Origin of the sequence: Nocardioides sp., from assembly GCF_035503875.1 — a bacterium.
Classification (GTDB): domain Bacteria; phylum Actinomycetota; class Actinomycetes; order Propionibacteriales; family Nocardioidaceae; genus Nocardioides.
Genome location: NZ_DATJTA010000032.1, coordinates 1 through 2,119 on the forward strand (window position 1 = coordinate 1; position 2,119 = coordinate 2,119).

The 2,119-nt window shown below is 70.5% G+C and carries 2 protein-coding genes; both read right to left on the reverse strand.

Features of this window, described 5'->3' with window-relative positions:
• The coding region (gene hypE, locus VMF51_RS07740; protein WP_325473837.1) for a hydrogenase expression/formation protein HypE at nucleotides 1-1,138 on the reverse strand (1,138 nt) is incomplete at its 3' end.
• A partial coding sequence (gene hypD / locus VMF51_RS07745; protein WP_325473838.1) for a hydrogenase formation protein HypD occupies nucleotides 1,135-2,119 on the reverse strand: 985 nt, incomplete at its 5' end. The genes hypD and hypE, both read right to left, overlap by 4 nt.

The following is a 2,119-nucleotide window of genomic DNA, read 5'->3' on the forward strand; positions in this document are numbered from 1 at the left end:
GCTGGACGATGCCGGGCGGCTCGGCGGTGACGTGGCCGATGATGGCCGCCTCGGCGCCGAGCGGGTGCGCGCGCAGGGCCGCGAGCGCGCGGTCCGCCTCCTCGGCGGCCACGACCGCGACCAGGCGGCCCTCGCAGGCGACGTACATGGGGTCGATGCCGAGCAGCTCGCTGGCGCCGCGCACCTCGGTGCGCACCGGAATGGCGTCCTCGCGGACGAGCACGCCGACGTCGGCCGACTTGGCGATCTCGTTGAGGATGGTGGCGACGCCGCCCCGGGTCGCGTCGCGGAGCGCGCGGACCCCGCCGGTCGCGGCCAGCAGGGTGGCGACGAGGCCGTTGAGCGGTGCGGTGTCGGACCGGACGTCCGCCTCGATGTCCAGTTCGCCGCGGGCGAGCATGATCGTGACGCCGTGGTCGCCGATGGAGCCGGACACGAGGATCGCGTCTCCTGGGCGGGCCAGCGCGACCCCGAGCTCGCCGGCGTCCTTGGCGATAAGGCCGACCCCGGCCGTGTTGATATAGCAGCCGTCGGCCTTGCCCTTCTCCACCACCTTGGTGTCGCCGGTGACGACCTGAACCCCGGCTGCCGCGGCGGCCGCCTGCATGGACTCGGTGATGCGGATCAGGTCGGCGACGCCGAAGCCCTCCTCGAGGATGAAGCCGGCCGACAGGTATAGCGGGGTGGCGCCGGACACCGACAGGTCGTTGACGGTGCCGTTGACGGCGAGGTCGCCGATGTTCCCGCCGGGGAAGAACAGCGGCGAGACGACATAAGAGTCGGTCGTGAACGCGAGCCGGGCGCCGGCGATGTCCAGCCGCGCCGCGTCCTCGAGCTGCTCGAGCCTCGGGTTGCGGAACGTGTCGAGGAAGACGGCCTCGATCAGGGTCTGGGTCGCCTTGCCGCCCGCGCCGTGCGACATCGTGATGCGCTCTTCCCTGACCTTGGGCCGACGCCGGCGAGCCCGGTCGATGCGGTCGAGGACCTGCTGCTCGCGGTCGGCCGGCAACGGCCGACGGCCGACGTCGGCGTGCTCGTGACGCTCGCGGTCGTCCTGCTCCTCGTGCTCGCGGAGCGCCTCCGCGACCCAGCCGGCCCGGCCGCCCCCGACTGGGGTGCCGTCCTCGCCGACGCTCATCGGCTGATCACCTTCAGCGTCTCGGTGACCCGGTTTCTGTTCATCCGGCCGAAGTTGTAATAAGCGGCGCAGGCCCCTTCCGGCGACACCATGCAGGTGCCGATCGGCGTCTCCGGGGTGCACGCGGTGCCGAACACCTTGCACTCCCACGGCTTGAGCACGCCCTTGAGCACCTCGCCGCACTGGCACGCCTTGGGGTCGGCCACCCGGACGCCGGGCACGTCGAACAGCACCTCGGCGTCGAACCGTTCGTATTCCGGCCGCATCCGCAGGGCGGAGTGGGAGATGAAGCCGAGCCCGCGCCATTCGAAGTACGGCCGCAGCTCCATCGTCTGGCCGATCACCCGCAGCGCGACCGGGTTCCCATCCCACGGCACCACCCGCGAGTACTGGTTCTCGACCACCGAGCGGCCCTGCGACAGCTGCAGCATCAGCATGTAGATGGACTGCAGGATGTCGAGCGGCTCGAAACCCGCCGTGACCACCGGCTTGCCGTACTCCCTGGCGATGAACTCGTAGGGACGGCAGCCGATCACGGTGGACACGTGGCCGGGGCCGATGAAGCCGTCAAGCCGCAGGTCGGGCGAGTCGAGTATGGCCTTGATGGCCGGGACGATCGTGACGTGGTTGCAGAAGACCGAGAAGTTCTCGAGTCCCTCGGACGCGGCTCGCAGCACCGTCATGGCGGTTGACGGAGCGGTGGTCTCGAACCCGATGGCCATGAAGACGACCCGCTTACCGGGGTTCTGGCGGGCGATCTTCAGCGAGTCGAGCGGCGAGTACACCATGCGGATGTCGGTGCCCGCCGCCTTCGCGTCGAAGAACGACCCGTGGCTGCCCGGCACCCGCATCATGTCGCCGAACGAGGTCATGATCACGTCGTCGGCCGACGCCAGGTGCATCGCGTCGTCGACCCGGCCCATCGGGATCACGCAGACCGGGCAGCCCGGGCCGTGCACCAGCGTGATCGACTCCGGCAGG